Raw genomic sequence first — 26,754 nt, 5'->3', positions numbered from 1 at the left:
CGTTCGCTCCCGCGGAGGGTGCTGGTGAGTGACGTTGCGACGTAAGCACCCAGCATCATTGGATAATGAAGAGCACCAAAAACAAATCTTGGCCAAACTAGAAGGACCAGCCCTTCGCCCTGAGAAAGTCGCCCAGCTTCATGCAAGGCACGCCGAAATGCTGGCAGACAGCGGGAATGTTGGGCTTGTTAGGCTTTGGGCTTTCCTCGCTGACGACCGTGCCGTGAAGCACGGACGCCCGAGCGATCAGGAACGGGTCAGCAACCGGCGTGCCGCGCAGCCGCGATTTCTCGCTAATCAAACCCTGAAAATGCGGGATTGCAAATATCTTTCCGACAAACGCCGTTTCTTGTGCGTCGGGAGTGGCAAAGATCGCCTTGTTGCCATTGCACCAGTCTAGGACATGATGCCGCGGACCGTCCGTCAACTCGCGCAAAACTTCGCGCGTCGAGGTTATCTCCCCGGCTGCCAAGGCTTCTTCAAATCTGGTCCAGAACGTGGGAAAAATATCAGGGAAATAAGGGCTCATCTCAGAAAACGAATTGGCATCGAAGACATAAATCATGCTGCGGCACCCCGCAGTACCATTTCCTCGAATTGCTCAAAATTCTTTGGCTTCACGCCGATTAGTTCAGCAGCCTCAGTTCGAGTCAGCAGCCGCCGCGAATAGCGGGATACCACCTCGCGCAGGAATTGCTCGCTGAGATAAGCCCCCTGCGTCGCATAGTAGTTGCCGCCGGTGCCGCCATCCCGCTGCTGATCGGCCCATTCTCGATCTTTCGCGAGGTATCGATCCACAGCTACCTCGCCGCGTTCGACAAAGCGGCGCAACACGACGCTCCGGCTGACGTGATACCGTGCGGCTAGGGCCGCAAACTGGTCATCGGACGCACGATCGGGATCGATGCCGCGCGCAGCCGCCTCGAAATCAGCCATGGGCACGAGGATTTCGGCAGCTACCGCATTGCAGAACCGCTCAACAGCCCGGTCAGCCGGCGGCAACTCCTCTATCCCCCGACTGTCAAACCGGCTGATGCCGCTTCGGTCACACAACACATGCGCCAACTCGTGGATAAGGCTGAACACCTGCCGCGTCTTGGTCGTGCTGTTGTTGATGAGGATAACGGGGAACTCGGGATGCCACAGGCAGAAACCCGAGAGTTCGCGCTGCTTGAACGTGTCTTTGAAGATATGCACGCCGCCGCGCTCGATGGCCCGCCGCCAAAGCTTCAGGGCTGCATCTGCGTCCGGCCGCTGCCGGATATTCTCCAGGCTGACGCCCAAAACCTCGCGAACACGAGCGGCCTGCTGAACCACACCGGCACGGGGGTTCAAGCGCGCCTGCCGCCATATGGGCGCAGCCGCCGGGCTTCGGTCGCCATGGAGCTCGATCAAGGCTGCTTGAAACGCTCGCGCCTTCCTGATGAGCAGGGTAGTATCACGCGAGAGGTGGCTTAGATCGGCGTCAGGCAGCGACCGGAACTCCGCACGCGGACGCGGCTCATCCGGTGGGGCTGGCATAAAGAACAGCGCGAGCGGGCGCTTGTAGATATCGTAGGCCAGCGTCTCTAGCTGAGGGTAGCTCGGGGCATCGTCGCCGGCCTCCCACGCCTCAATGAGGTCAGTCGTCTTTTTCAACCGCCCGGCCACGTCAGCCGTCGTCATGTTCGCGCTTTCGCGCGCCCATTTCAGGACAGCGGGCGTGAGCCCTACGACTGGCGATGGCCTGGCTATAACTGCTCTCCCCGAGACGATTCGAGACCGCCATTGATGGCATCTTATGCGAGTGGCGGAGCTTTAGAAGCGCGCCGTTGGTTGAGGTTTCAGCCTCAGCGGACATATTGCTGCGGGGGCAGTTTGCGCAAGGGCATGGGCCGCATCACGGAGCCGCGCAGGGGAGCCACACCGGCGTAGCAGACTTATCCCCGCTCTCCCCCCCACGCCCCCTATCCCCCCTCGCCCATCACCCGAACGGGGCTGCCATCCGGAGGTATGCCTGTGGCTGGGTGAGGTGTCGGCCGCTGGACCAGCGGGGCGCAAACCCAACGGCGGCGGCGGTGAGGACACGGCCACGGTGTCAAAGGGCCGACACCTCTCCCTGCCCTCTCCTTACAGGAGAGGGTTCCCCGCGGTGCCTGCGCCTCCTCCGGGAGACGCAAAGAAGCGTCGCGGCGCCCTCGCCTTCCGCCTTGGCCGCATCCCGCCTTTGCGATAGGACGCCGCGGCCCAAAACCTGAAGGAGGGTGCCATGACCAAGAACACGCACAACCTCTTCGACCAGCCGTCCTTTTGAGGTCACGAGCAAGCGTCGGAAGTCCTACCCGTCCGAAACCCGCGTGAAGCGCGGCGTCCGCATCGTCCATGGCGATGTCGAACTGCAGGAAAAGCTCGGCCGCAACGACCTCTGCGTCTGCGGCTCCGGGCGCAGATTTCAAAAAGTGCTGCATGCCGAGCGGCCGTTTCGACGGCTCCGACCGGGATGACTACTTTCAGGGAGTGATGCGTCCCTTCCCAAGCAAGAGCGCGGGGAACCCCTCTCCCGGATGGGAGAGGGGCAGGGGTGAGGGCCCGCAGCCGATCGCTGAAACGAAACGGAGCCGTTGCGCCCTCTTGCTGCAAAGGCAGGCCCTCATCCGGCGCTCCGCGCCACCTTCTCCCATCCGGGAGAAGGAAAGGGGCGTCGCGGTTTCACTTGGAAACTTATCCCCGCCCTCCCAACCGCCCCCATACTCCCCTCGCCCATCACCCAAACGGGGCGGCCATCCGGAGGTGTGCCAGTGGCTGGGTGAAGGGTCGGCGCCTGCGGGTGGAGTCACGATCCACTCCCGGGAGGCTTCGGGGCACCGCCCTGGGGGTACTACGGCCCCTGTGCGAGGAGCTCGCTGGAACGGTCGCATCGCATCACGCCTTCGTCCCATGCCGGACGGCGCGACAACCCGATGAGGGGAACTGGCGCCCGAGGGCTCGCGGCGGAGGATGGCTTTCGACCCGATAAGCGCGGCCCGGAGCCCAAAATCGCCGAAGGCGGAGCGCCGGGGGGCGTGCGGCGGGTGGCTCAATCCCGCCGCGCCGCGACCTGGCTCAACGGTTGCGGACCTCGACCCAAGCGCCCCGCGGCGCTCCGCCAGCCCCGTTCTGACAAACCGACGCTGCAACAGCGGGCGGGGGCCGGCGCTCGCCCCCTCCCCGCAGGGAGACGACGCATGGCCCGCAAAGAACCCTCCGGCTTCTCGCCCGAGCACATCGCCAATTTCCACCGCACCCAGCAGATCCGCCGCGACCTTCTCAGGAAGATGGGCGACATCCTCCAGGTCTGGCGCGACTGCACCGACAAGGCCTGCCAGCGCGGCCGCAGCTGCCGGCGCGACGACGCGGCCTGCCTCCACGGCTTCATGCAGGCCCTGCCCGACCAGGACCGCCGCCTCACCGGCTACATGATCCAGAACGGCGCCGCCGGCCTCGACCCCGACGCTGCATTGGCCAAGGCGCAGGCGCGCGTCGCCGAGGAGACCGCGCAGGATGGCGGCTGAGCGGCGCCGCCCGCCCGGCGCCACGGCGCCGGGATCGCTACCGCCCGAACGCCCGGCGCAGCACCGCCTCGTTCTCCTCCTGCCGCCGCTTGTCCTCGGCGGCGCGCTGCCTGTCCTCCTCCTGCATCCGCTTCTGCGACGTCTGCCGGTCCCGGCGGTCCTCGGCGGCCCGGGCGCGGGCGTCGCGGGCCGCGGCCTGCCCGTCGAGCTGCCAGAGGCCGGCGAGGTTGGCCAGGCAGGCGGCGATGCCGAGCGACAGCACGGCGATCTGGATGGCCTGCCAGGCCGGCAGCGACTTCGGGCTCTCGCCCATGGCGATACCGGCCGGTCGCGGCCGGAGCGCGCCGGACGCCGGTACACTGGCCGCGGCCTTCTGATGGCGGAAGGCCTGCCAGCGGGTCTCGACCGCCCGGCGCAGCTCGTCTCGGGGCACGGAGACGAGTTCGTGGTGCAAGGCGACCCGGACGACCTCGCCATCGGGAATGAAATTGGCCTTCCAGCCGGGGCCGCGCAGAAAGGCTGAACCGACGAAGAGCCTGGACTCATAGAACTGGCGCGACACCACGATCACCGTGACGCCGTAGAAGAAACTGTATTTGTAGAGCTGCGACGGGCCGCTGGTGAACAGCGCCACGGGCGACAGCATCTTGGTGGTGATGTCGATGCTGTCGATCGCCTGGATCTCGCGCCAGGGGATGAGCACCTCCCTGACCCAGCGGTGGGTGATGCCGGCCGGCGACAGGCTGAAGACCGGCTTGCGCGCCCCCGCCCGCGTCCACAGCGACCAGGCCACGACGACCGGGCCCGCCACCAGAGCGAGGACGACGAAGAACCAGGTGTTGCCCCAGCTGCGCGGCTTCTCGCTCGCATCGGAGAGGACGAGGACGACGAGCCCCATCAGGATCAGCAGCAGCCCGGTCGGCAGCAGCCGGACGATGCTGGTGGCGGCACTGTAGTCCAGCGTCCGGTCGAGATCCCCGCCCCTGTCAGTCACGGCCAGGCCCCCGCGTTCGACGATCAGCGCAAACCGCTCCATGCCGGCGGAGCCGTCCCGCCAGAGTGGCCGAGTGCGTCGGGGCCCGCAAGCAGCGCCACTCTCTCTCCGAGGCACGCCCCCGTCCCGCCCGCCATGGTCACGCCTCGTTAACCGCTACCTTCCCACCTTGCCCGCCTCGCATGAAAGGAGACAGGATGACGACATCCGCCACCCGCGCCGCCCTCATTGCGGCCACGCTCGGCCTGAGCCCGCTGCCGGCACTCGCCGCCACCGCCACCCCGCTCGGCCAGTTCGGCAGCTGGACCGCCGCCGCCTTTGGCGAGGGCGAGGCGCGCAGCTGCTATATCCTCGCCACCCCCGCCAGCGCCGCGCCCGAGACCCTGCGCCATGGCGAGGTCTATTTCTTCGTCAAGGAAGGCGAGGCGCCGCAAGCGACGGAGTCCAGCCTGCAGGCCGGCTACGACTTCGCCGATGGCTCCGAGGTCACCGTCACCATCGGCGACGAGACCTTCCGCATGATCACCAAGGGCAGCCATGCCTGGCTGCGCCGGATCGAGCGCGAAGGCGAGCTGCTGGCGGCGATGCGCGCCGGCCGCGTCATGGCGCTGGAGGCCCGCTCCGCCCGCGGCAATGCCACGAACTACGAGTTCTCGCTCGCCGGCGTCACCGCCGCCTCCCGCCATCTCACGAATTGCGAGTGAGAGCCCGCCGGGCGGCCGATTCGCGCCGCCCGGCCGGGTTTCCGTCCTGCCGGGGCCCCGATCGCCGCAAAACAGGGTGAATCAGCGCTTATGTGCGCTGCACCATCGTTAAGGCGCCAACCCTGCCCATCAGGGCGGCAGATTGGCCTGACCGGTGACACGCCGCCGGCCCGATGATCAGGGATTAGGCAGAATTATCGCGAATCTTACCGATCCGTTAATCGCTGGACGCGGGCGAGGCGGCAAAAGTGAAGCAATCGAGAATGGTTCATGCCACAGACGCATAACGGAACTGACGTCATGCCTCTGTTTGGGGCGGGCTGGCTCACTTATATGCACTGCACAACGAATTCGTCGCTGTGGGCACCGACCCGCTCCGGAAACCTAGTAGGACCATCGTTATGTTCGTCACCATGATCGCCGCCAAGATCCGCTCTTACCTGCGCTATCGCGAGACCGTTCGCGAGCTCTCCCGTCTGACCGACCGCGAGCTCGACGATCTCGGCCTGTCGCGCACGGAAATCCCCTTCGTCGCGCGCACCCACGCCGCCGTCTGAAGACGCTTTCGTCCCGCCCAAGCGGGGTGCCGAGTAGTCTCTCCCGGACCAGCGATCCTCCCTCGCGGCGTCCGGTCGCAGAGCGAATGCCCGCCGAAAGGCGGGCATTTTGCGTTTCGGGCACCGCTTCCCTTGACGTCGGCGACGGCTGGCGACACATCCCGGGGATGGAACCCGTTCACATCATCGGCGGCGGTCTCGCCGGCTCCGAGGCCGCCTGGCAGATCGCCCAGGCCGGCGTCCCCGTCATCCTGCACGAGATGCGGCCCGTCCGCGGCACCGACGCCCACAAGACCGAGGGGCTGGCCGAGCTGGTCTGCTCCAACTCCTTCCGCTCGGACGATGCGCTCTCCAATGCGGTCGGCCAGCTGCATTGGGAGATGCGCCGGCTCGGTTCGCTGATCATGGCAAAGGGCGACGCTCATCAGGTCCCGGCCGGCGGCGCACTCGCGGTCGACCGCGACGGCTTTTCTCAAGGAGTCACCGCCGCGCTCGAGGCCCATCCGCTGGTCACGATCGACCGCGCCGAGATCGCCGGCCTCCCGCCCGCGGAGTGGGACAGCGTCATCATCGCCACCGGTCCCCTCACCTCGCCCGCGCTCGCCGCCGGCCTGCAGTCGCTGACCGGCGAGGATGCCCTGGCCTTCTTCGACGCCATCGCCCCGATCGTCCATTTCGACTCGGTCGACATGGACCAGGCCTGGTTCCAGTCGCGCTACGACAAGGCGGGCCCGGGCGGCACCGGCGCCGACTACATCAACTGCCCGCTCGACCGCGACCAGTACGAGGCCTTCATCGACGCGCTGCTGGCCGCCGAGACAACCGAGTTCAAGGAGTGGGAGGGCACGCCCTATTTCGACGGCTGCCTGCCGATCGAGGTCATGGCGCAGCGCGGCCGCGAGACGCTGCGCTGGGGCCCGATGAAGCCGGTCGGCCTGACCAACAAGCACAACCCGACGGTCAAGGCCTATGCGGTGGTGCAGCTGCGCCAGGACAATGCGCTGGGCACGCTGTTCAACATGACGGGCTTCCAGACCAAGCTGAAATATGGCGAGCAGGCCGCGATCTTCCGGATGATTCCGGGCCTCCAGAACGCCGAATTCGCCCGGCTCGGCGGCATCCACCGCAACACCTATCTCAACTCGCCGAAGCTGCTCGATGCCCGCCTGCGGCTGAAGGCCGATCCGCGCCTGCGCTTCGCCGGCCAGATCACCGGCTGCGAGGGCTATGTCGAGAGCGCCGCCATCGGCCTGCTCGCGGGCCGGCTCGCCGCGGCCGAGCGGCTCGGCCGGGAGATCGAGATCCCGCCGGCGACGACCGCGCTGGGCGCGCTGGTCAACCACATCACGGGCGGCCACATCGTCACCATCGACGAGGGGCCGCGCTCCTTCCAGCCGATGAACATCAATTTCGGCCTCTTCCCCCATATCGAGGGCCAGGCGACGCATGGCCCCGACGGCAAGAAGCTCAAAGGCCCGGCCAAGAGCGTCGCCCGCAAGCATGCGCTGACGGCCAGGGCGAAGGTCGAGATGGAAGCCTGGGCGGGCGGCGAGCGGGCTCAGGCCGCGGAGTGACGCGAAGCGTCATGCTCGGGCTCGACCCGAGCATCTCTTGCCGGAGATTCTCGGGTCTGCGCTTCGCTCCGCCCGAGAATGACGCGCTCAGCCAGCCGCCTTTGCGGCCCGCCAGATCGCCCATTGCCGGCGCCAGGCGGGCAGCGTGATGATCGTGCGGTAGGGGTCGTAGCCCGAGCGTTCCATGCGCGCGAGATAGGGCTCGACCAGCGCGACCGGCAGGAAGGCCGGCATCACGGCAGAGGGGATCGTGCTGCGCAACTCGCGCAGCTTCACCAGATGCCCGCGCGCAATGCCGCGCAGCTCCTTCAGCGAATAGAGCACGCCCGGCCCGCCGCGGCCGCGGACGATGTCGTCGCGGGTGACGCCGTTGCGGGCGAGGATGTCGCCGGGCAGATAGACCTGCCCCTCGGCCGCATGCCAGGGGAAAGCGCGCATCAGCCCCGTCAGTGCATAGGCAACGCCGGCATAGCCCGCGGCAGCCGCCCCGCCGGGATCGCGGCCATTGGCGAGGATGATCGAGGCCAGCCGGACCAGCGCGCTCGCGGTCTCGCCGGCATAGCCTTCGAGGTCGCGCAGCGAGGGCATCGGGTCGTCATAGAGATCGAAGATGCGCGCCTCGATCAGCCCCGTCAGCGGCGCGATCGGCAGGCGATAGCGCGCGATCGTGTCGAGCAGCGCTGCGGCGACGGGGTGGCCCTGCGTCTCGCCGCTCGCCTGCCCCTCGAGCAAGTCGCGCCACCACTGCATCCGGACCTCGCCGGGCAGCGGCTCGCTCACCAGCGCGCGGATGCGGGCGATCTCGAGGCTGAAGGCATAAAGCGCGAGCAGCGAGGGGCGCTGCGATTCGGGTGCGTAGAGGCAGGTGATGTAGCGGTCGTGATCCTGCTCGCGCACCATCGCGGCGCAATGCGCGTAAGCATCCGGCAGGGCGGACGGCACGGCGTCGCTACGACGGTCGGTCTCGGTTGCCTGCGGCATCATCTGGCCTCGATCCGGTGCCCGCCCCCTGGCCACGTCGCAGCAGTGTAGGACGAGCCGGCGGTGGATGGCTACGCCCGCGCGACATGAGTGACCCGATTTGCGACGGCGATGAGCCGGTCGCGGCCGCCTCAATCCACCGCGATCAGCGCCGCGGCGACGCGCCGTTCCTCGGCGACGAGGACGTTGTAGGTCCGCGCGGCGGCGCCCGTCGCCATGCCCTCGACCGTTACGCCGCTCGCCCGAAGCAGATCCCGCCAGGCATGCGGAATGAAAGCAATGTCGGCGCCGGTACCGATCAGCAGGAAGTCGATGCCATCGGCCTCGTCCAGCACCGGCTGGAGCAGCTCGGGCGTAACCTCGGCGAAGCGGGCAACCGGCCAGATCCGGATGCCGGATGGCAGCGCCAGCACCGATCCGCGATGGCTCATCCCGGCGAAGCGGAAACCACCGGCGCCGAAGGCGTCGAGCTGGTGGCGTCCGGGGACGAATCCGTCGAAGCGGCTCATGCCGGCTTTACGCCGCTCAGCTCTTGGCCTTGGCCGCGGTGGGCAGCTTCTCCTCGGTGCCCTCGCTGCGGGAAACCCCGGCACGGACATCGAGATAGAGCAGGACCGGCGTCGAGATGAACATCGCCGAATAGGTGCAGACCACCACGCCGAAGAGCATGACGAGCGCGAAGCCCTCGATCGCCGTTCCGCCGAACAGCACGAGCGCGATCAGCGCCAGCACCGTCGTGGTCGAGGTGATTGCGGTGCGCGACAGCGTCGAATTGACCGAGAGGTCCAGCAGGTCGGGGATCGGCATGGTCTTGTAGCGCCGCAGCAATTCGCGCGTGCGGTCGAACACCACGACGGTTTCGTTGAGCGAGTAGCCGACGATGGTCAGGATCGCGGCGATCGAGGTCAGGTTGAACTCCAGCTGCGTGATCAGGAAGAAGCCCATCGTCAGCACGATGTCGTGCAGCGTGCCGAGGATCGCGCCGATCGCGAGCTGCATCTCGAAGCGGAACCAGAGATAAATCAGCACGCCGACGATCGCGAGCACGACGCCGAGCGTGCCGGCCTGGACCAATTCGCCCGAGACGCGGGGACCGACCGTCTCGACGCGACGGAAATCATAGGTCGCGGCGAAAGCCTCGCGCGCCTTGACGACGACCTGCTGCTGGGCCACCTCGCCGCCCGGCTGCAGGGCGAAGCGCATCGAGATTTCGCCGCCGGAGCCGAATTCCTGCACCTCCGCCTCGCCGAAGCCGAGAGCGTTGGCCGTCTGGCGCACCGAGCCGATCTCGGGCTTGCCGGACTTCGCCTGCATTTCGATCAGCGTGCCGCCGCGGAAGTCGATGCCGAAATTGAGGCCCACCGTCAGGAACAGGAACAGCACCAGCAGCGAATAGGCCGCCGAGAACGGGTAGCTGAACCGCCGGAAGCGGACGATCTTGAAACGGGTGCCGTCGGGAACGATGCGAAGCAGACGCATGCGCTGATCTCCTTGAACAGTTGGCTTGCGTCAGAACGGAAGGGTCTTGGGGCGGGCCCAGCGGTACCAGAGCGCGATCAGCATGCGGGTCAGCGTCACCGCGGTGATGACGGTCGTCAGGATGCCGAGGATGAACACCACCGCGAAGCCGCGCACCGGGCCGGAGCCCAGCGCAAACAGCGCCAGCGCGGCGATCAGCATTGTCACGTTGGAGTCGATGATCGTCGCGAAGGCGCGCTGGAAGCCGGCCTCGAGTGCCGAGACGAGCGAGCGGCCCTGATGCGATTCCTCGCGCATGCGCTCATAGATCAGCACGTTGGAGTCCACCGCCGTGCCGATCGTCAGCACGATGCCGGCGATGCCCGGCAGCGTCATCGTCGCGCCCAGCACCGACATCAGCCCGAAGATCAGGCAGACATGGACGAGCAGCGCGATCGAGGCGATGAAGCCGAACACACCATAGGTGCCGATCATGTAGAGGATCACCAGCACCGTTGCGATCAGCGTCGCCATCTTGCCGGCCTGGATCGAGTCCTGGCCGAGGCCGGGGCCGACGGTCCGCTCCTCGACAATCGTCATCTTCGCCGGCAGCGCGCCGGCGCGCAGCAAGATGGCGAGGTTGTTGACCGCCTCGACCGTGAAGTTGCCCGAGATCTGGCCCGAGCCGCCGGTGATCGGCGACTGGATGACGGGCGACGAGATCACCTTGTTGTCGAGCACGATCGCAAGCGGACGGCCGAGATTTTCCGTCGTCGCCTGGCCGAAGCGCTGGGCGCCACGGATATTGAAGCGGAAGTTCACGATCGGCTGCGAGGTCCGCGAATCGAAGGCCGGCTGGGCATCGATCAGGTCCTCGCCCTCGACGATGACGCGCCGCTCGACAGGCACCTGCGAACCGCCGGCATCCTGTGACGGCAGCATGTCGACATCGCCGCCTTGGCTGTCGGCCACCATGCGGAACTGCAGCTTGGCGGTCTGGCCGAGAATGTCCTTCAGGCGCTGCGGATCCTGCAGGCCGGGCACCTGGACCAGGATACGATCGAGGCCCTGGCGCTGGATGTTGGGCTCCGTCGTGCCGAGCGCGTCGACGCGGCGCCGCAGCACCTCCATCGCCTGCTCGACGGCGCGGCGGACGCGCTCATTGGCGCCGGCTTCCGTGACGGTGAGCTGGATCAGACCGTCGGGCTGCTCGACAACCTCGATCGACGTGTTGCCGGACGGCCCGAAGGCGCCGAGCGTGCCGATCGGCTGCGCCAGTTCGCGCAGCTTCGGCAGCAGCTTGGCCCGGTCGGCCGCATCCGGAACGCGCAAGCTGACACCGCGCGCGGTCATGCCGATGCCGCCCTGGAAGCTTACCCGCTCGTCGCGCAGGATACGGCGGACGTCGTCGCGCAGCTGCGTCACCTGGCTGCGCACCAGATCGGCCCGGTCGATTTCCAGCAGGACGTGCGAGCCACCCTGCAGGTCGAGCCCGAGCACGACGGCGTGGATCGGCAGCAGGATGCGCGGGATCCAGGACGGCGCGTTCTGCGCGATCGACTGCCGGGTCTCGGGCGAGAACAGGTTCGGCAGCGCAAAGCCGCAGCCGAAGAGCAGCACGAGCAGGACGACGATGACCTTGCGGGTCTGGAAGCGGAGCATCTGCGGGTAACGCCTTGTTGTCGCGCGCCGGCCCCTCGCGGGGCCGCGGCGCGGTTCAGCTCTTGACCGGCTCGCCCTTGGCGCGAACGTCGGTGATCATGCCCCGGACCAGGCGAACCCGGACACCGTCGGCGATCTCCGCCTCGATCTCGGCATCGTCGATCACCTTGGACACCTTGGCGACAATGCCGCCCGAGGTCACGACCGTGTCGCCGCGGCGGACGTTCTTGACCATCTCCTGATGCAGCTTCACCCGCTTCTGCTGCGGCCGGATGATCAGGAACCACATGATCACGAAGATCAGCACGAAGGGAACGAGCGAGATCAGCATGTCGGTGGAACCACCGCCACCGGCGGCTTGGGCAAAAGCGGGGGTGATCACGAAACGGCTCCTTCATCGCGGCGGCGCAGGCGCCCCCGGCCGCGGGGTGCGGCGGATTTCGTCCAGGGCCTCAAAAAATCGGGCCTCAAAAAATCGCGCGGACTATAGCCAGAGGCGCCGTTAAATCAATCGGACGCGCCCGGCCGGCTCGCAGCGCTCATCACCTATGGGCTCGCCGCAGTTCGCGCAATGGCCTTGCGCTTCGAGCCGACAAGCCGTTAACCGTTGCGACCGCCGTACCGCCCGGTACGGCTCCGTGCCGACCCGTCCGAAGGCCCGCCCATGACCGCTGCGACCGAGACCCAGACCGACCCGACGCTGGCCGCCCTGCTGCGCATCGCCGAGGCGCTCGAGCGCATCGCCCCACCCGCGCGCAAGCCCGCCGATTTGACGCTCGCCGACGCCTTCGTCTGGCATCCCGCAGGGTCGGAACTCGCGCCCGTCGCCCGCGTCAACCGCGTCGCGCTCGGGCTGCTGCGCGGCGTCGATCGTGTCCGCGATACGCTGGCCGAGAACACCGAGCGCTTCGCCCGCGGGCTGCCCGCCAACAACGTGCTGCTCTGGGGCGCGCGCGGCATGGGCAAGTCCTCGCTGGTCAAGTCGGTCCATGCCGACACCAACACGCGGCTCGCCGGAGAGGCGCTGCCGCTCAAGCTGATCGAGATTCACCGCGAGGATATCGAGAGCCTGCCCGAACTGATGGGACTGCTGCGCCCGGACGCGCATCGCGCCATCGTCTTCTGCGACGATCTCTCCTTCGACGGCGACGATGCCTCCTACAAATCGCTCAAGGCGGCGCTGGACGGCGGCGTCGAGGGGCGGCCGGGCAATGTCGTGTTCTACGCGACCTCGAACCGCCGCCATCTGATGCCGCGGGACATGATGGACAATGAGCGCGCCACCGCGATCAACCCGGGCGAAGCGATCGAGGAGAAGGTCTCGCTGTCGGACCGTTTCGGCCTCTGGCTCGGCTTCCACAAATGCAGCCAGGACGAATATCTCGCGATGATCGACGGCTATGTCGGCCATTTCGGCCTGGCGATCGACCCCGAGACGCTGCGCCACGAGGCGCTGGAATGGGCGACGACCCGCGGCTCGCGCTCGGGCCGCACCGCCTGGCAATACATCCAGGATCTCGCTGGGCGGCTGGGAACGAAGCTGGAGGGGTGAGCCGCGAGCCCGTCATTCTCGGGCGAAGCGTAGCGAAGACCCGAGAATCTCAGCCCGGAAGAGGCTTAATGACGAAATGGTCGGGCCAAGCCCGACCATTTCGTCCATCGCACAAAAAGATGGCGGGGCGGCCTTTCCTGGGACCGCCCCGCCCTGTTCCGACCGGTGGGGTCTCGCGGAGACCGGTCGAAGGTAAAGCCGTGATCAGTTGTTGAGATAGGGCGTCGGGTCGACCGGCGCCGAGCCCTTGCGCAGCTCGAAATGGAGCTGCGGCGAGGAGACATTGCCGGTCTGGCCGGAGTTGGCGACGACCTGGCCACGCTTGACCGTATCGCCGCGCTTGACCTTCAGCTCGCCATTATGGGCGTAGGCCGAGACATAGCCGTTGGGGTGACGGATCAGGACGAGATTGCCGTAGCCCTTCAACTCGCTGCCGGCATAGGCGACAGTGCCGCCCTCGGCCGCCTTCACCGGCGTGCCTTCCGGCACGGCGATGTTGATGCCCTCGTTGCCGCCGCGGCCGCTGAAGCCGGCGATGACGCGGCCGCGGGCCGGCCAGCGGAAATCGGCTTTCTCGCCGGCCTCTTCGGCCTTCGGCAGGCTGGCCGTGGTGGTGGGCTCCGGCTCGCTCTTGGGAACGGCCGCGGACTTGGGCTCGGGCGCGGCGGGCGCCGTCGCGACGACGACCGGCTTGGCCTTCTCGGCCGCCGGAGCAGCCGCTGCCCGGGCAGGCTGAGCCTCGGGCGCCGGCTTGGCGGCGGGCTTCTCGGCGACGACCTTGGCCGGGGCCGCAGGCTTGGCGGCGGGCACCGCAACCGGGGCCGGAGCGGCAGCGGCCGTCGTGTTGGTGCGGGCGGCAGCCTTGGCCTTGGCCTCGGCGGCGAAGCGGGCCCGCGATTCGCGCATCGCCAGCGCGTCGGCCTCGGCCTTCGCCTTGGCTTCGGCGGCAGCCTGGGCCTTCGCCTCGGCGGCGGACGGAGCCTTGGCGCGCATATCCTGCACCGGAGCGGCGGGACGCGCCGGAGCCAGGGTCGCAGCCGGTGCGGGACCGGTCACGAAACGCGACGCGTCGGAGCGGGTCTCGGCCGGAGCCTGGGCCATCTGCTGACGCGGAGCGGCGGCCGGAGCCGGAGCGCCCGACGCGGCGGCGTTGTAGACGGGGATGGTGATGCGCGTGCCGGGCGCGACATTCGGGCTGGAGAGGCCGTTGGCGGAGATCAGCGCGGCGCGCGGCACGCCATAACGCGAGGAGAGCGTGTCCAGCGTCTCGCCCTGGGCGAGAACGACGGGCGTGCCGCCCTGGGCCGACCAGCCGGAGGAGCTGCCGGCGACCGGCTGCGGCGCGGCGGCGCGCAGGGCGACCGCCGACTGCGGCGGCGGCAGGGGCTGGGAGCGAACGGCCGCTACGGCGGGGGCCGGCGTCGAATAGACCGGCGTGTTCACCGAGCGGCCGATGGAGCCCGTCGTCGCGGGGTCGCGCGCAGGGGCCTGGGCCGTCTTGAACGGACTGTCGAAGGGGGTGTCGGTGAAGCGCATCGCCTCCGATGAGCAGGCGCTGAGACCGAGCGCGAGCAGGCACGCCGTCGAAGCGCGCAGGGCGAGATGGAACTGGACCGATCCGGCAGGACTACGCATGGAACTGGCACTCGCAAACGACGCAACTCGATTGCCAGTATTAAAACCGCGTTCAGGTTACGAAAGCGTTTCGCACCGCGACTCGGCGTTTGCTTTTTGACGGATCGACCGCCGCGATCAGAGAGCCCGCGCCAGCCCGGGCACCAGCGGCGGCAGGCGCACAGCCGGGCCCGGTGCATGGTCGAAGCTGCCATCGGGCAGCCGCGTGACGACGACGCGCCGCGCCGCACCCTCGACGCGCATCGCGCCCACGAGGCGCCCCCCCGGCGCGAGCCGCGCCAGCAGCATCTCGGGGATCACCGGCGTGACGCCGTTGACGAGGATGCGCTCGAAGCGCCCCAGCGTCCGGTCGGGCTGGAGGCCGTCGGCATGGCGCAGCTCGATCGCGCCTGCAAAGCCGCTGCCGCCGACACGCTCCTGCGCGGCGAGCGCCAGCGTCCGGTAGCGTTCGAGCGAGACCACCGCGCCACCCATCGCCGCCAGCAGCGACGTGACATAGCCAGAGCCGGTGCCGATCTCGAGCACGCGCGCCCCGGCCTGGAGGTCGAGTGCCGTCAGCAGCGCCGCGACCGTGTGCGGCGCCGTCATCGTCTGACCGCAGGGCAGCGGCACCGAAACGTCCTGCCGGGCGAGATCGGCGAAGCGGGCGGGCGCAAAGCGCTCCCGCGCGACCTTCTCCATGGCGCGCAGCACGGCGAGGTCGCGCACGCCCTGAGCGCGCAGCGACAGGAGGAAGGCGACGGTGCGCTCGCCCTCGCTCGCCGGCCGCTCCTCGATCATGGCGTCGCCCTCGCCGTCGGTCATGTTAGGATGAGGGCTGAGGATTTCATGCCCCCGCGCTCACGCAAACACCCGCGCGAACCGCGTCAGCGTCGGCTCATGGGTCAGGTCCAGTTCCAGCGGCGTCACCGAGATCTTCTTCTCGGCCAGCGCGCGCAGGTCGGTGCCGTTGGCCGGCTCGCTCTTGCCCCGCGCGAAGGCGATCCAGAAATACGGGTTGCCGCGCCCATCCTGCCGCGGCTGGAGCTGCATCAGCTCCTGGTCGCGCCGGCCCTGCACCGTCACCGCCACACCGGCGACCTCGTCGGGCGCGACATTGGGGAAGTTCAGGTTGAACAGAATCTCCTTCGGGATGCCTTCGTCGAGAATCCGGCGGATGATGCCCGGCGCATGATGCTCGGCGCAGTCCCAGTGGATGTTCTCGCGCCCGCCCGGGCCGTAACCCTGGCTCACCGCGATCGAGGGGATGCCGAGCAGCGTGCCCTCCATCGCCGCGGCGATGGTGCCGGAATAGGTCACGTCCTCGGCGACGTTCTGGCCGCGATTGACGCCCGACAGCACGAGGTCGGGCCGGTTCTCGATCATGATCGAGCGCACCGCCATGATCACGCAATCGGTCGGCGTGCCCGCGACCGCGAAGCGCTTCTCGCCGACCTGCCGCAGCCGCAGCGGGTTCGACAGCGACAGCGAATGCGCCACGCCCGACTGGTCGGTCTCCGGCGCGACGACCCATACATCGTCGGAGAGCTGCGCCGCGATGCGCTCCATGACAGCGAGGCCCTCGGCATGGATGCCGTCGTCATTGGTCACGAGAATGCGCATGGTCAGAGGTCTTTCATCGACGAGGAGGGTTCCCGGCAGGCGGCGTCATTCTCGGGCGAAGCGAAGCGCAGACCCGAGAATCCTGCACGAGATGCTCGGGTCGAGCCCGAGCATGACGCTGGTACGACAGCGCACTCACGCCTTCTCGATCTTCGTCACGCCGCGCATATAGGGCACCAGCACCTCGGGCACCGTGATCGAGCCATCGGCGTTCTGGTAGTTTTCCATCACGGCGATCAGCGCCCGGCCGACCGCCGTGCCCGAGCCGTTCAGCGTGTGGACGAAGCGCGGCGCGCCGCCCTCCTTGGGCCGGTAGCGCGCATCCATCCGGCGGGCCTGGAAATCGCCGCAGACCGAGCAGGACGAGATCTCGCGATAGGTCTTCTGGCCAGGCAGCCAGACCTCGATGTCGTAGGTCTTCTGCGAGGCGAAGCCCATATCGCCGGTGCACAGCGTCATCACGCGATAATGCAGGTCGAGCTTCTTCAGCACGGCCTCGGCACAGGCGAGCATGCGCTCATGCTCCTCGGCCGACTTCTCCGGCGTCGTGATCGAGACCAGCTCGACCTTCTCGAACTGGTGCTGGCGCAACATGCCGCGCGTGTCGCGCCCCGCCGAGCCAGCCTCGGCCCGGAAACAGGGGGTCAGCGCGGTGTAGCGCCGCGGCAGCTCCTCCTCGGAGAGGATCGATTCGCGCACGAGATTGGTCAGCGGAACTTCGGCGGTGGGGATGAGCCAAGTCCGGTATGGATTATGTCGATATTCGAACTCGCCAAGTTCAGCCTTCGCTCCAGCTCTTGATTTGGCGATTCCCATACGCTCGGCCGTGTCGATCGCCAGCGACCAAATTGCCTCGAACTCTGAAAGACCGTGCCGCCGCTGCTCTTCTTCCGTCTCGCATCGGAATTGATCATTGCTGAACTTCGGCAACTGCGCCGTGCCGAACATCGCGTCGTCGCGCACCATCAGCGGCGGCATCACCTCGGTGTAGCCGTGCTCCTCGGTGTGGGTGTCGAGCATGAACTGCCCGATCGCGCGGGACAGCCGCGCGATCTGGCGCTCCAGCACGACGAAGCGCGAGCCCGACAGCTTCGCCGCCCGCTCGAAATCCATCTGGCCAAGCGCCTCGCCGAGCTCGTAATGCTCCTTGGCCTGGTTGATGCCGACGAGCCGCTTGCCGGTCTCCTCGGGCTTCGTGCCATGAACCGACGTCACGACATTGCCGTGCTCGTCGGCGCCGTCCGGCACCTCGTCATGGGGCTTGTTCGGGATCGCCGCGAGCTGCTCATCGAGGGTGGCCTTGGCCGCCTTCTCCTCAGCCTCCAGCTGCGGCTGAAGCTCCTTCAGGCTCGCAACCTCGGCCTTGAGCTGCTCGGCGAGGGCAACATCCTTCGCCCCCATCGCCTTGCCGATCTCCTTGGAGAGGGCATTGCGGCGCTCCTGCGAGGCCTGGGCCTTCGCGATGGCCGAGCGGCGCGCGTCGTCCAGCGCCAGCAGCGAGGTCGAGAGCGGCTCAAGCCCCCGCCGCTTCAGCCCGGTGTCGAACGCCTCAGCGTTCTCGCGAATCCATTTGATGTCGTACATCGTCGTCAGGCCACGCCGTCAGAGGTCGGAAAACAGGCCGATGCTCTAGACCGGACCGGGCGCGGAGGGAACAGGGAAGGTGACGAACCGCCCTCCTCCCCGTCTTGGTCGGGCTTGTCCCGACCATCCACGTCTTCGATTGGCGAAACTTGATTTCAAGACGTGGATGCTCGGCACAAGGCCGAGCATGACGCGCAACGCGATCGAGGGACGCGCTACTCGCTCGCCGCGTCCGCGGCGTCGTCAGCGGCCTGCTTGGCGGCGCGCTTCTTCTCGACATAGCCGACCGAAAAGATCGAGAGCTCGTAGAGCAGCAGCATCGGCACGGCGAGCATGAGCTGCGAGATCACGTCCGGCGGGGTCAGGACGGCGGCGACGACGAAGACGAAGACGATCGCGTAGCGGCGCTTTTCCTTCAAGAACACCGTGTCGATGATTCCCGCCTGGCCGAGCAGGGTCAGGATCACCGGCAGCTGGAAGGAGATGCCGAAGGCAAAGATCAGCGTCATGATCAGCGAGAGATATTCGCTGACCTTGGGCAGGAGCGCGATGCCGGCCTGCCCGTCGGTGGCGGCCTGCTGCATGCCGATGGAGAACTTCATCAGAACCGGCATGGCGAAGAAGAACACCATCGCCGCGCCCGCGACGAAGAAGATCGGCGTCGCCGCCAGATAGGGCGCAAAAGCCTGGCGCTCGTTCTTGTAGAGCCCCGGCGCGACGAATTTATAGACCTGCGTGGCGATCACGGGGAAGGCGAAGAAGCCCGCACCGAAGGCCGCGATCTTGATCTGGGTGAAGAGATATTCGAGCGGCGCCGTGTAGATCAGCTGCACGTTCGCGCCCGGCCCGGCCGCCCAGACATAGGGCTGCACGAGGATGTTGTAGATCTGCGTCGCGAAGGCGAAGCAGATGAAGAACATCACCAGAAAGGCGACCAGCGACTTGATCAGCCGCGCGCGCAGTTCGATCAGATGGTCGATCAGCGGCGCGCGGGAGGCCTCGATCTCGTCCTCGCCATCGCGCGGATTGGCGACGCTCATGCCGCGCTCCCTTCACCAGGCTCGGCGGCCGCGGTCTTGCGCTTGCGCGGCGTCTTCACTGGCGCGGGCACGGCGGATTCTACCGCAGGCTCGGGCGACGCGGCCTGGGCCGCGGGCGCGACATCGGCAGGTGTGATCTCGACCGGCGGCAACGGATCGGGCGGCGGCAGCGCGGAGAGCTTGGCCTCGGCCTCCTTCAGCGCCGCATCGTCGAGCCCGGTCGAGGCCGGCATCTCGATCGGCTTGAAGTCGGGGTTCATCGCGCTCGACACCGAGCCGCCGACATCCTCGACCTGTTTCTTCAGGTCGTGGAGTTCGGCCTCGCGCATCGCATCGTTGAACTGACCCTGGAACTCCGAGGCCATCCGGCGAATCTTGCCGACCGCCTGCCCGACGGTCCGCATCGCCTTGGGCAGGTCCTTGGGGCCGATCACGACGAGCGCGACCGCCCCGATCAGCATAAATTCGCTCCAGGCGATGTCGAACATCGACAGTTCGTCCTCTCAGCCTCCCGCGGACGGGAGGCCAGGCCTCAGGCCTTGGTCTCGGCCTTCGCCGGCGCGGAAGGGGTGGCCTGCGCGTCGATGATCTTGGGATCGACAGGGGTCGCGGCGGTGGGCGGCGGCGGGGGCGTCTCGTCCTCGGCCATGCCCTTCTTGAAGGACTTGATGCCCTTGGCCACGTCGCCCATGAGCTCGGAGACCTTGCCGCGGCCGAACAGCAGCATCACGATGACGCCGACGACGATCCAGTGCCAGATGCTGACGCCACCCATGGCGAACTCCCTCGATTCATACGCTGCGGCGGGATCGGCGACCCCGGTCCGAGCTGTTGTGGCGGAACCTATGTGTCCCCCGCGGGGAACACAAGAACTTCGTCGGTGGGAATGTCGAGCCCGACATCGTCACCCTCGTTGATCGCGCCCGCCAGCGACGCCCGCACCGAAAGCAGCCGGTCGAAGCCGTCGACCGCGATCAGCAGATGGTCGACCTCGCCGAGGAAGCGCCGCGTCACCACCCGGCCCGGCAGGCAGAAGCCCTTCGGCACGATGCGCACGGCATGGGGCCTGATGCAGGCCACCGCCTCTGTGCCTTCGCTGAGGCCGGGTGCCGGAAAGCGGCCGAACGGCGTATCGACCGCCCCGCGCACCACCCTTCCGGCAACCTCGGTAAAGTCGCAGAAGAATCGGGCGGCAAAGAGACTGCCCGGCTTGCGGTAGAGCGCCTCGCCGGTGCCGATCTGCACGATTTCGCCCGCACGCATCAGCACGATCCGGTCGGCGATGCGCATCGCATCCTCGGGATCATGCGTGACGATGATCGAGGTCGCGCCGGTTTCCTGCAGCAGGGCGGCGGTTTCGTCGCGCACGACGTCGCGCAGGCGCCGGTCGAGATTGGAGAAGGGCTCGTCCATGAGGAGGACGCCCGGCCGCGGCGCCACGGCGCGGGCGAGCGCAACACGCTGCTGCTCGCCGCCCGAGAGCATGTGCGGATAGGACTGGGCCAGATCGGCGAGGCCGACGCGGGCGATGGCGCGCAGTGCCGTCGCGTCGGCCGCCGCCCCCTGGACGCGGCCCGACAGCCCGAAGCGGACATTCTCCAGCACGGTGAGATGCGGAAACAGCGCATAATCCTGGAAGACGAGGCCGACGCCGCGCTGCTCGGGCTCGACGAAACGGCCGGGCGAGGAGACGTCCCGCCCCTCCAGCAGCACGCGGCCCGCACTCGGCCGCTCGACGCCGGCGGCCAGCCGCAGCAGGGTCGTCTTGCCGCAGCCGGACTGGCCGAGCAGCGCCACGATCTCGCCCGGCTCGACCGACAGCGACACGCCCCTGAGCGCCGTGACCTCGCCGAAGCGCTGCGTCACGCCGTCGAAGGCCAGCGCCATCGGGATCGCGGCCCCGGCCGTGCCCCGCCGCCCCCAGCTCAGCCAGCGCGATTTCGTCTCGTTGGCGACCAACGGATGCTCCGCCTCGTCTCTTGGAACGCGACGTCGTCCCGGGCGGAGCGAAGCGCAGACCCGGGACCCATGCCGGAACGGTTCAGGAATGGGTCCCGGGTCTTCCTTCGGTCGCCCGGGACGACGCGGCGGATGATGTGACAGCCGCCCTGTGCGGCGCTCAGCCGTTCTCGTCAAGCGGCGTGAACAGGTCGCCGAGCGGGTCCTCGTCGGCGCGCAGGTCGGGATCGTCGTCGGGAACCGGCACGGTGAGGTCGCGCGTGAGCCGCCCCTCGATGAAGCCCGAGCCCTTCAGCTCCTCCAGACCCGGCAAATCGTCGATCCGCTCGAGGCCGAAATGGTCGAGGAAACCGGGCGTCGTGCCGAAGGTGACCGGGCGCCCCGGCGAGCGCCGACGCCCGCGCAGCCGCACCCAGCCGGCCTCGAGCAGGATGTCGAGCGTGCCCTTAGCCGTGGCGACGCCGCGGATCTCCTCGATCTCCGCCCGCGTCACTGGCTGGTGATAGGCGATGATCGCCAGCACCTCGAGCGCCGCCCGCGACAGTTTGCGCGGCGGCTCGGCCTCGGCGGCGAGGAGATAGCCGAGATCGGGCGCGGTGCGGAAAGCGTAGCCACCGGCCACGGAGCGCAGATTGACGCCGCGCGGCGCGTAGAGCGCGGTCAGATGCGCCAGGACCTCTTCGATTGCGACGCCAGCCGGCACCGAGCGCGCCAGTTCCTCGGCCGGCAGCGGCTGGGCGGAGGCGAAGAGCAGCGCCTCGACCACGCGCATCGCCTGCGCGAACGCCTCGGCCGCACCGTCGGCCTCGTCCGGAAGCGGCGCGGCGGCCTCCGTCACAGGCCGTCTCCGCGCGACAGCGGCAGGGCCGGCGGTCGCGCCGAGCGGCGGCGCAGATAAAGCGGCGCGAAGGCCTCGTCCTGCCGCAGGTCGAGAACCCCCTCCTTGACCATCTCCAGCATGGCCGAAAGGGCCGACGCCCGGACCGTCGCCGCCATCTCCCGAGCGGGCAGCCCATGCGACGTCATGTAGCGGGTCAGATAGGGGTCGATCTGCGTCCAGTCTCCGGCCTCGCCGACGAGCCGCTGCAGCGCCTCGCGCGCCTCGACCAGCGACCAGACCACGCGCTGGCCGACCGAGATGTGCCCCTGAACGCGCTTCATCCGCTGCTGGGCATAGGCCGAGAGCAGATCGTAGAGCTCCGCCTCCCAGACGGGCCGGGCTCCGGCGACGACCGCCTCGGGCGCGCCGCGCGCGAACACGTCCTGCCCAAGCCGCTCGCGCGAGGCGAGCTTTCGTGCCGCGGCACGGATCGCCTCCAGCCGGCGCAGGCGCAGCGCCAGCGAGGTCGCGAGGTCGGCTGCGCTGGGCTCCTCGCCCCTGGGCGGTTCGGGCAGCAGCAGGCGGGATTTGAGATAGGCGAGCCAGGCCGCCATCACGAGATAATCGGCCGCCAGTTCCAGCCGCAGGGCCCGCGCCTGCTCGACGAAGACGAGATATTGCTCGGCCAGCGCCAGGATCGAGATCCGGTGGAGATCGACCTTCTGCCGGCGCGCGAGATCGAGCAGCAGATCGAGCGGGCCCTCATAGCCGTCGACATCGACCCGCAGCGCCGGCTCGCCGTCGCGTTCCGGGCCGTCCTCCTCGAATGGCAGTTGCGCCGCCATGGCCGGCCGTCCCCCTCCCGCCCCCGCGAAGGACGCGGCAGCGCCACAGGTTCGACGGTTCAGCCGCCCAAGGCAAGCGCGCTCGCGACTTGGGCGCGGGCGGCCTCGACTTCGAGCGGCTCGGGCTCGTGGCGGATGCGCGCGAGCGCCATCGCGGCGCGGCGGGCGCGGTCGCCCCGCATCTCCGGCACGGCGCCGGCGATGGCGACCATCTCCTCCATGATGCCGTGGCAATGCAGCACGACATCGACGCCCGCGCGGATCGCCGCCCTCGCCTTCTGCGCGAAGCCGCCCGAGAGCGCCTTCATCGAGATGTCGTCGGTCATGATCAGCCCGTCATAACCGAGCTCACCGCGCATGATCTCCTGCACGACCTTGCGCGAGACCGTCGCCGGGTTCTTCGCGTCGAGCGCAGTGAAGACGACATGCGCCGTCATCGCCATCGGCATATCCGCCAGATGCCGGAACGGCCGGAAATCATGCGCCCGCAATTCGTCGAGCGAGGCGTCCACGACCGGCAGATCGTGATGGCTGTCGGCCCGCGCCCGGCCATGACCGGGCATATGCTTGATCACCGGCAGCACGCCTCCCGCCAGCAGCCCCTCGGCCGCAGCCCGGCCGAGCTGCGCGACACGGTCGGGCTCATGCGCATAGGCACGGTCGCCGATGACGTCGTGGCTGCCCGCAACCGGCACGTCGAGCACGGGCAGGCAGTCGACATCGATGCCGACCGCCTTGAGATCATGCGCCATCAGCCGGGCGGAGAGGCGCACCGTCTCGCGCTGCTGCAGCGGGTCGTTGATGCCGAGGAAGGCGCGGGCCGGGGGATATTTCGGCCAGTGCGGCGGGGCCATACGCTGCACCCGCCCGCCCTCCTGGTCGATCAGGATCGGCGCGTGCCAGCCCACGGTCTCGCGGAGTTCGGCGGTGAGCGCCGCGACCTGGGCCGGGTCCTGCGTGTTGCGCCGGAACAGGATGAAGCCCCAGGGCCGGGCGTCGCGGAAGAAGGCCCGCTCGTCCGGGGTCAGGTTCGTGCCGAGGCAGCCGGCGATGAAGGCGCGCGAGGTCATGGCTGAGGGGTAGGAAGCGTCGCAGGCGCGGTCAAGCGCAACCCGTCATTGCGAGGAGCGAAGCGACGAAGCAATCCAGGGCCGCGCCTTGTCGGTCTGGATGGCTTCGCTGCGCTCGCAATGACGGTGAGTGTCAGCGCATCTGCTGCGACATCTGCGCGTTGAAGGCGTCGAAGGGCAGTTCGGCGACGCGGAACCAGAGGTTCTCCTTCTTCCAGTACGGGAGGAAGGAATCGTAGAACGTCTTGAACTCGGCGTTCTTCGAGGCGAGGTCGGCATACATCGCGAAGGCCTCCTTGAAGGCCGCCGCCATCACCTCCTGCGGGAAGGGTCGCAGTTCCGCCCCCGTACCGGCGAGCCGGATCAGCGCGTCGGGATTGCCGTGATCGTATTTGGCGACGCAGAGCGCATTGGCTTCGGCGCAGGCGGCCTCGACGATCGCCTTGTAGGCCGGCGGCAGCGCGTCCCACTTCTCCAGGTTGACGAGGAAGCTAACATTGGCGTTCCCCTCCCAGAAGCCGGGATAGTAGTAGTACTTCGCGACCTTCTGGAAGCCGAGCTTCTCGTCGTCGAGCGGGCCGGAGAACTCGACGGCGTCGAGCGTGCCGCGCTCCAGCGCCGGGTAGATGTCCCCGCCCGCGATCTGCTGCGGCACCACGCCGAGCTTCGACATGATCTGCCCGCCAAGGCCGGCGATGCGCATCTTGAGGCCCTTGAGGTCCTCCAGCGACTTGATCTCCTTGCGGAACCAGCCGCCCATCTGCGCGCCGGTATTGCCCGAGGGGATCGTGTAGAGGCCCTGCTTCTTCATGAAGGCGCGGCAGAGCTCGAGACCGCCGCCGGCATAGAGCCAGGCGTTCTGCTGGCGGGTGTTGAAGCCGAAGGGCAGCGAGGTCTCGAAGGCGTAGGCCGGGTCCTTGCCGATATAGAAGCTCGACAGGGTGTGGCTGCATTCGACGGTACCGTTCTGCACGGCGTCGAGCGCCTGCAGGCCCGGCACGATTTCGCCCGGCGCGAAGACCTGGATCTGGAAATTGCCGTCCGTCGCCTCGGCCACGCGCTTGGAGACCTGCGTCGAGAGGCCGAACAGGGTGTCCAGGCTCTTCGGATAGCTCGAGGTCAGGCGCCAGCTGATCTTGGGCTGCGACTGGGCGATGGCGGGCGCGGCGATCAGCGCGCTGCCCGCTGCGCCGGTGGCGGCGGTCTTGACGAAACGACGGCGGTCCATGGTGTCCTCCGGAAGGCTGTTCTGGTCGTCGGCCGCATCTCCCGCCCGGCGGGCGGGACGCGACTCTGCCGCGGGCCTCTTCGCACGAAAAACCAGACCCGGCCACCGCATGCGGCGCCGCCGCGCCCTGCACTCCGGGCACGAAAAACCGGCGGCGCCTGGGGCGCCGCCGGTTTCAGAGGGGATCGACGATGGCTGGTCGGATCAGTTCTTCGCGATGAAGCACTGGCCACCGGCAGCCTGCAGGGCCGTGCACATGCTGGCAGCATCGTCGCGGCTATAGGGGCCGACGCGCAGGCGGTAGACGGTCTTGCCCCCGGCCAGTTCGGTCTTGCGCACGATCGGCGCCTGGCCGCCGAGCTGGCCCGGATATTTGCGCTGCAGGGCGGCGAAGGTGGCGCGGGCCTCGGCCTCGCTGCCCGGAGCGCCGAGCTGGACGACGAAGTCGCCGGTGCCGGAACGGATCGCCGCCGTCGCCGGGGGCGGTGCGGCCGGAGCCTGCGCCGCGGGAGCGGCATTGGCGATGCGCAGCGGCGCTGCGGGCGTGGTGGCCGGAGCGGCGGCGCGCTCCTGGGCCTTCGGAGCCTCGGCCGGCGGGGTCGTCGCCGGACGCGACGGCGTGACGGGGGCCGCGGCGGCGGCGGGCTGGGCGGTGCCCGAGGCGGGCGAGAGCCCGGCCGGGCGCGCCGGCGGGGCGGAGCCGGTCGCCAGCGGGACGGCGCCGTTGGTGTAGCCGGCCGTGCCGTTGGCGGGCGGCGCAGGCGTGCCATCGGGACGGATCGAGACGGTGCGGACCCGACGCGGCTCGCCCAGGCCCGGCACCGGCGGGACCGGCGTCAGGGCAGGCTCGGACGGCGTGGCGGCCGGAGCGGAGCTGGCGGGAGCCTGCGACAGCGCATTGGCCGGCGGCGTGGCTGTCGCCGAGCCGGGGCCCGGCATCACCACGCGCGTCGGCATCGAGCGCGCCGCCTGCTGGACGTCGACCGGCTGCTCCTCGCGGCTGACGACCTTGGTCGGGCCGGCCTGGGTGTCGCCCGGCCGCTCGTAGATCTGCTTGTTCTGATTCGGGATCTCGGCCCCGCCGGGATTGGTGGGTTCGACCTTGGTCGGGCCGGTGGCCGCAGTGATGGTCGGGGGCAGGCCGTCGGCGGTGCGGGTCGGGCTGCGCAGCGACATCGCGGCCCCGACACCGACCACACCCACGACGATCAGCGCAGCGGCGGCATAAAGCCCCTTGCGCGAGCGGCGGGGCTCGAGGTCGGGCATGTCCTCCTCGGCGGCAGCGGCCTGGACGGGCTGCGGCTCATAGGCAACCGGCTGATCCTGATAGCCATAGCCGTCATTGGGATCGTCGAGGTCGCGCGCCGTCGGCGTCGTGGCCGGGCGCTGATAGGCGTGAGGCTCCGGGCGCTCGAAGCTCTCATCGGCTGCATCGAAACGGGGCTCGGCCCGAACGGACGCAGGAGCGGGAGCGACGGGCGCCGCCGGCCGGGCGCCGTCGGTGCGGCGCAGCAGCGCCTCGAACTCGTCGAGCGCGCCCCGCAGCTCCGCCGGCGGCGGCGACTGCTCGGCCACGGCCTGGAACTGCTGGATCGCATCGAACTGCGGCTCGGCGCGCGGCGCCTCCGGCACGATGCGCGGCTGGGCGGAGACGGCCGCCGGCGCCTGCCAGGACGGCGTCACCCGCTGGGGCGCCGCGGCAGCACCGCGCTGACCGAAGATATCCTTCAGCGGATCGCCCTGATCGACGATGCGCGTCAGCTCCGCCAGCGGATCGGCCGGCTGGCCCGAGCGGGGCGCCTGCCCGGCACTGCGGAGCTGGCGCTCGAGATCCTCGAGATCGAGAGCAAAACGGTTTCTAGCGGGCTCACTCATGGCATGATCCATCCCAGCGCAGGCCGCCAGCAGCCATGGGAAGCCCCATGCGCGACACGGTCAACCTGACCTTGTGGGCGCCGA

The 26,754-nt window shown here is 68.6% G+C and carries 27 protein-coding genes; 6 read left to right on the top strand and 21 right to left on the bottom strand.

Going from position 1 to position 26,754, the window contains the following annotated elements; all coding sequences use genetic code 11:
• Positions 1–97: 97 nt before the first annotated feature.
• Entirely contained in the window at positions 98–565 is a 468-nt protein-coding gene (locus tag ABIE41_RS15095; RefSeq protein ID WP_192641166.1) for a PIN domain-containing protein, read from the bottom strand.
• Positions 562–1,665: an ImmA/IrrE family metallo-endopeptidase gene (locus ABIE41_RS15090; protein ID WP_192641165.1), complete on the bottom strand. Its 1,104-nt coding sequence runs from the start codon at positions 1,663–1,665 to the stop codon at positions 562–564. Before ABIE41_RS15090 ends, ABIE41_RS15095 begins: the two co-directional genes overlap by 4 nt.
• A 671-nt stretch (positions 1,666–2,336) precedes the next feature.
• Here ABIE41_RS15090 and ABIE41_RS15085 point away from each other — a divergent pair.
• Entirely contained in the window at positions 2,337–2,483 is a 147-nt protein-coding gene (locus tag ABIE41_RS15085; protein ID WP_354192390.1) for an SEC-C metal-binding domain-containing protein, read from the top strand.
• A gap of 720 nt (positions 2,484–3,203) precedes the next feature.
• Positions 3,204–3,530 (top strand): hypothetical protein, encoded by a 327-nt coding sequence (locus ABIE41_RS15080; protein WP_192641164.1) that lies wholly within the window; start codon positions 3,204–3,206, stop codon positions 3,528–3,530.
• Between the two features lie 37 nt (positions 3,531–3,567).
• Here the strand turns inward: ABIE41_RS15080 and ABIE41_RS15075 are convergent, their stop codons facing one another.
• On the bottom strand, positions 3,568–4,566 hold the full coding sequence (locus ABIE41_RS15075; protein ID WP_192641163.1) for a hypothetical protein: 999 nt from the start codon (positions 4,564–4,566) through the stop codon (positions 3,568–3,570).
• Between the two features lie 155 nt (positions 4,567–4,721).
• Here ABIE41_RS15075 and ABIE41_RS15070 point away from each other — a divergent pair, with 155 nt between their 5' ends.
• From ABIE41_RS15070 to trmFO, 3 genes are all read left to right on the top strand, one after another.
• Positions 4,722–5,228 carry an invasion associated locus B family protein gene (locus tag ABIE41_RS15070; RefSeq protein ID WP_192641162.1) on the top strand — a complete coding sequence of 169 codons (507 nt, stop codon included), beginning with the start codon at positions 4,722–4,724 and terminating at the stop codon, positions 5,226–5,228.
• A gap of 401 nt (positions 5,229–5,629) precedes the next feature.
• Positions 5,630–5,785, top strand: a complete 156-nt coding sequence (locus ABIE41_RS15065) for a DUF1127 domain-containing protein (protein WP_192641161.1) — start codon at positions 5,630–5,632, stop codon at positions 5,783–5,785.
• Between the two features lie 167 nt (positions 5,786–5,952).
• Positions 5,953–7,359 (top strand): methylenetetrahydrofolate--tRNA-(uracil(54)-C(5))-methyltransferase (FADH(2)-oxidizing) TrmFO, encoded by a 1,407-nt coding sequence (trmFO, locus tag ABIE41_RS15060; protein ID WP_192641160.1) that lies wholly within the window; start codon positions 5,953–5,955, stop codon positions 7,357–7,359.
• A gap of 87 nt (positions 7,360–7,446) precedes the next feature.
• Here the strand turns inward: trmFO and ABIE41_RS15055 are convergent, their stop codons facing one another.
• The 5 genes from ABIE41_RS15055 to yajC all read right to left on the bottom strand — a co-directional run bounded on the left by ABIE41_RS15055 (position 7,447) and on the right by yajC (position 11,791).
• On the bottom strand, positions 7,447–8,340 hold the full coding sequence (locus tag ABIE41_RS15055; protein ID WP_192642790.1) for a phytoene/squalene synthase family protein: 894 nt from the start codon (positions 8,338–8,340) through the stop codon (positions 7,447–7,449).
• Between the two features lie 131 nt (positions 8,341–8,471).
• Positions 8,472–8,849 carry an Mth938-like domain-containing protein gene (locus tag ABIE41_RS15050; protein ID WP_192641159.1) on the bottom strand — a complete coding sequence of 126 codons (378 nt, stop codon included), beginning with the start codon at positions 8,847–8,849 and terminating at the stop codon, positions 8,472–8,474.
• Between the two features lie 16 nt (positions 8,850–8,865).
• Positions 8,866–9,819: a protein translocase subunit SecF gene (secF, locus tag ABIE41_RS15045; protein WP_192641158.1), complete on the bottom strand. Its 954-nt coding sequence runs from the start codon at positions 9,817–9,819 to the stop codon at positions 8,866–8,868.
• Positions 9,820–9,849: 30 nt separating this feature from the next.
• Positions 9,850–11,460 (bottom strand): protein translocase subunit SecD, encoded by a 1,611-nt coding sequence (secD, locus tag ABIE41_RS15040; RefSeq protein WP_192641157.1) that lies wholly within the window; start codon positions 11,458–11,460, stop codon positions 9,850–9,852.
• Positions 11,461–11,515: 55 nt separating this feature from the next.
• Positions 11,516–11,791 carry a preprotein translocase subunit YajC gene (yajC, locus tag ABIE41_RS15035; RefSeq protein ID WP_192642789.1) on the bottom strand — a complete coding sequence of 92 codons (276 nt, stop codon included), beginning with the start codon at positions 11,789–11,791 and terminating at the stop codon, positions 11,516–11,518.
• A 333-nt stretch (positions 11,792–12,124) separates the two neighbouring features.
• Between yajC and ABIE41_RS15030 the strand changes: the two genes are divergently transcribed.
• Positions 12,125–13,012, top strand: a complete 888-nt coding sequence (locus ABIE41_RS15030) for an ATP-binding protein (RefSeq protein WP_192641156.1) — start codon at positions 12,125–12,127, stop codon at positions 13,010–13,012.
• 204 nt (positions 13,013–13,216) lie between these two features.
• Here the strand turns inward: ABIE41_RS15030 and ABIE41_RS15025 are convergent, their stop codons facing one another.
• The 13 genes from ABIE41_RS15025 to ABIE41_RS14965 form a co-directional block, all read right to left on the bottom strand.
• Positions 13,217–14,647: a LysM peptidoglycan-binding domain-containing M23 family metallopeptidase gene (locus ABIE41_RS15025; RefSeq protein ID WP_354192384.1), complete on the bottom strand. Its 1,431-nt coding sequence runs from the start codon at positions 14,645–14,647 to the stop codon at positions 13,217–13,219.
• 117 nt (positions 14,648–14,764) lie between these two features.
• On the bottom strand, positions 14,765–15,451 hold the full coding sequence (locus ABIE41_RS15020) for a protein-L-isoaspartate O-methyltransferase family protein (RefSeq protein ID WP_354192382.1): 687 nt from the start codon (positions 15,449–15,451) through the stop codon (positions 14,765–14,767).
• Between the two features lie 36 nt (positions 15,452–15,487).
• Positions 15,488–16,249, bottom strand: a complete 762-nt coding sequence (surE, locus tag ABIE41_RS15015) for a 5'/3'-nucleotidase SurE (protein ID WP_192641155.1) — start codon at positions 16,247–16,249, stop codon at positions 15,488–15,490.
• 135 nt (positions 16,250–16,384) lie between these two features.
• Complete coding sequence (gene serS / locus ABIE41_RS15010) at positions 16,385–17,833, bottom strand: serine--tRNA ligase (protein ID WP_192641154.1); 1,449 nt, start codon at positions 17,831–17,833, stop codon at positions 16,385–16,387.
• 215 nt (positions 17,834–18,048) lie between these two features.
• Positions 18,049–18,873, bottom strand: coding sequence for a twin-arginine translocase subunit TatC (gene tatC, locus ABIE41_RS15005; protein WP_192641153.1), 825 nt, complete (start codon positions 18,871–18,873; stop codon positions 18,049–18,051).
• Positions 18,870–19,361: a Sec-independent protein translocase protein TatB gene (tatB, locus tag ABIE41_RS15000; protein ID WP_192641152.1), complete on the bottom strand. Its 492-nt coding sequence runs from the start codon at positions 19,359–19,361 to the stop codon at positions 18,870–18,872. Before tatB ends, tatC begins: the two co-directional genes overlap by 4 nt.
• A gap of 44 nt (positions 19,362–19,405) precedes the next feature.
• Positions 19,406–19,648 (bottom strand): twin-arginine translocase TatA/TatE family subunit, encoded by a 243-nt coding sequence (locus ABIE41_RS14995; protein WP_066719277.1) that lies wholly within the window; start codon positions 19,646–19,648, stop codon positions 19,406–19,408.
• A gap of 68 nt (positions 19,649–19,716) precedes the next feature.
• Positions 19,717–20,760, bottom strand: coding sequence for an ABC transporter ATP-binding protein (locus ABIE41_RS14990; RefSeq protein ID WP_192642786.1), 1,044 nt, complete (start codon positions 20,758–20,760; stop codon positions 19,717–19,719).
• Positions 20,761–20,992: 232 nt separating this feature from the next.
• Positions 20,993–21,670 carry an SMC-Scp complex subunit ScpB gene (gene scpB / locus ABIE41_RS14985; protein WP_465247090.1) on the bottom strand — a complete coding sequence of 226 codons (678 nt, stop codon included), beginning with the start codon at positions 21,668–21,670 and terminating at the stop codon, positions 20,993–20,995.
• A complete protein-coding gene (locus ABIE41_RS14980) occupies positions 21,667–22,497 on the bottom strand; it encodes a segregation and condensation protein A (protein ID WP_192641151.1) in 831 nt (276 codons plus the stop codon). The genes scpB and ABIE41_RS14980 overlap by 4 nt, the downstream gene beginning before the upstream one ends.
• A gap of 59 nt (positions 22,498–22,556) precedes the next feature.
• Positions 22,557–23,567, bottom strand: a complete 1,011-nt coding sequence (gene nagZ / locus ABIE41_RS14975; protein WP_192641150.1) for a beta-N-acetylhexosaminidase — start codon at positions 23,565–23,567, stop codon at positions 22,557–22,559.
• 133 nt (positions 23,568–23,700) lie between these two features.
• Positions 23,701–24,795, bottom strand: a complete 1,095-nt coding sequence (locus ABIE41_RS14970) for a TRAP transporter substrate-binding protein (RefSeq protein WP_192641149.1) — start codon at positions 24,793–24,795, stop codon at positions 23,701–23,703.
• A 204-nt stretch (positions 24,796–24,999) separates the two neighbouring features.
• Complete coding sequence (locus tag ABIE41_RS14965; protein ID WP_192641148.1) at positions 25,000–26,670, bottom strand: SPOR domain-containing protein; 1,671 nt, start codon at positions 26,668–26,670, stop codon at positions 25,000–25,002.
• Positions 26,671–26,754: the final 84 nt, after the last annotated feature.

Origin of the sequence: Bosea sp. OAE506 (assembly GCF_040546595.1) — a bacterium.
Classification (GTDB): Bacteria; Pseudomonadota; Alphaproteobacteria; order Rhizobiales; family Beijerinckiaceae; genus Allobosea.
Note: the sequence above shows the minus strand (reverse complement) of the source record. Positions and strands in the feature narration are given on the sequence as shown.